Genomic DNA, 2,347 nt, shown 5'->3' with positions numbered 1-2,347 from the left:
GTACGGTGGTGTGAGAGGTCGGTAATTGAACTAATCAATTACCTCCTACTCGATTAGTTATACGTTGGCCCGCAACGGTAATCTGGCCAGCCTGTTGAAGGACCTTAAGTTGCCTGCTCAGTGTTTCCGGGGTTAAACCAAGAAAGTTTGCTAGGTCTTTTTTCCTAAGGGGTAAGTTAAATGAATCCTTCCCGGTACGTTTTTCCTGGGCCCTAAGGTAGTCCATGATTCGATCTTTAGCGTTCATTGAATTACGACGGACGGTGTTTTCCTCCGCCAATATTAATCGTTCACCAAAATCATTAAGTAAGGAAAGGGCAAGGTCAGGAGTATCCCTTAATAACTTTTGAAAATCGCAACGGTTCATCGAGCAGACAAGGCAGTCCTCAGTTGCTTGAATAAAGTTTTCGCGGTTATTGTTGCTGAATAAGTTTTCCTGGCCGGTGGAGTCGCCCTTTCCAAGAACACCTAAAACGGTTTCCTTTCCCGTCTCATTTAAGGAATAGACCTTTGCGTGGCCGGAATCGATTACAATCATTACATCTTTGCCGTCTAATGGTTGCCGAATCAGGCTGCCCTTTGGGAAGAAGTCCTGGTGGGAAGAAACCGTTACGAGCTTTTTCTTCAGTTTTGTTGGTAAATTTTTAAATATAGTTGCCTTGCTTAAACAAGCAATTTCGGAATGGTGAACCAAATTTATCCCCTCCCATTGATTTAAATCAATTTAATTATACCCGCTTATTTCTATAATCAAAGTATCAAACATCGGTGTTTGTTTAAATGCTTAAGTTAATGATTGAGCAAAGTGAGGGTATTAAAATGAAAGTTATTATTGTTGGTTGTACTCATGCCGGAACCATTGCCGCAACGAGAATTCTCAAGGACCATCCCGAAACTGACGTTGTCATTTACGAACGGAATGATAATGTTTCATTCTTATCATGTGGAATTGCGGTCTACTTAAGTGGGGACGTCGGTGATCCGGATGCGATGTTTTACTCTAGTCCTAAGCAGTTAGCCGAACTAGGGGCCGAGGTTAATATGCAACACAATGTTACCAGTATTGATCCGCAGACGAAGACCGTTAAAGTTACTGATTTAACAACTGGGGCTGAGAAGACAGATCATTACGACAAGCTTATTGATACAACCGGTTCTTGGCCTATCATTCCACCAATCGATGGTGTTAATGGTGACCATGTTTACCTGTGCAAGAACTATCACCATGCTAAGCAATTATTTGCTGCTGCTAAGGATGCCCAGCGGGTGGTTGTCATCGGTGCTGGTTACATTGGGGTTGAATTAGTTGAGGCCTATACCCGGCAAAACAAGGACGTTACCTTGATTGATGGAGCGCCACGGATGTTGCATAAGTACTTCGACCAGGAATATACTGACCGGATTCAACACCAGTTTGAAGAGCACGGAGCAACATTAGCTTTCAACCAGAAAGTCACTGCCTTTGATGAGCACAACGACGGTGTGACGGTGAAAACCGATAAGGGGAGCTTTGAAGCAGACATTGCAATCCTTTGTGTTGGCTTCCGTCCAAACACCGACTTGCTTAAGGGAAAAGTTGCGATGCATGATAACGGAGCAATTATCACAAATGAGTACATGCAGTCATCTGATCCTGATATTTATGCTGCAGGTGATTCAACCAGTGTTCACTACAACCCAACTGGAAAAGATGCTTATATTCCTTTAGCAACCAACGCGGTTCGCCAGGGAACAATGGTTGGCGTTAATATTTTTGGTAACAAAATGCGTGATATGGGAACCCAGTCTAGTTCTGGCTTAAATCTTTACAAAACGACAATGGTTTCTTCCGGCTTGACGCTTGAAAATGCCAAGGCGGCGGGAATTGATGCCGATGCAGTAACCATTGAAGATAACTACCGTCCAGAATTCATGCCATCAACAGAGAAGGTATTGATGACCCTCGTTTGGAATAAAAAGACGCGGCAGATTATTGGTGGTCAACTAATGAGTAAATATGATGTTGCTCAATCGGCCGGGGTCCTGTCACTGTGCATTCAGGATAAGCACACGATTGATTACTTAGCCTTTGTTGACATGCTATTCCAACCAAATTTTGATCGGCCATTTAATTATTTGAATATCCTGGCTCAAGCTGCCGTTGCGAAGGCTGGTAAATAAATATTAGGAAGTAAAAGCATAAGAGCACATGCTTTCGACGTGAATCTGGTTAATTGATTTTCCGTAATCTCAATATAATTTGAGATTTAACTGGGAACTGGGACATAATTCCGTTGTAATATTCGGAAAATAAAAAGGGGTTGTGACAAAAAGCCTCTGAATCAGAAGCTCCATTCGGAATTTAACA

General features: G+C 42.6%; 2 protein-coding genes. One reads left to right on the top strand and one right to left on the bottom strand.

What is annotated here, in order from left to right; translation table 11 throughout:
* Positions 1-34 precede the first annotated feature (34 nt).
* The gene (locus FD32_RS06840; RefSeq protein ID WP_047768456.1) at positions 35-694 is read right to left on the bottom strand and encodes a Crp/Fnr family transcriptional regulator; all 660 of its coding nucleotides are present in this window, start codon (positions 692-694) and stop codon (positions 35-37) included.
* Between the two features lie 125 nt (positions 695-819).
* Here FD32_RS06840 and FD32_RS06835 point away from each other — a divergent pair, with 125 nt between their 5' ends.
* Positions 820-2,160, top strand: a complete 1,341-nt coding sequence (locus FD32_RS06835) for an FAD-dependent oxidoreductase (RefSeq protein WP_047768459.1) — start codon at positions 820-822, stop codon at positions 2,158-2,160.
* Positions 2,161-2,347: the final 187 nt, after the last annotated feature.

Source organism: Limosilactobacillus panis DSM 6035 (assembly GCF_001435935.1).
Classification (GTDB): Bacteria; Bacillota; Bacilli; order Lactobacillales; family Lactobacillaceae; genus Limosilactobacillus; species Limosilactobacillus panis.
This window is presented reverse-complemented; position numbering and strand designations above follow the sequence as displayed.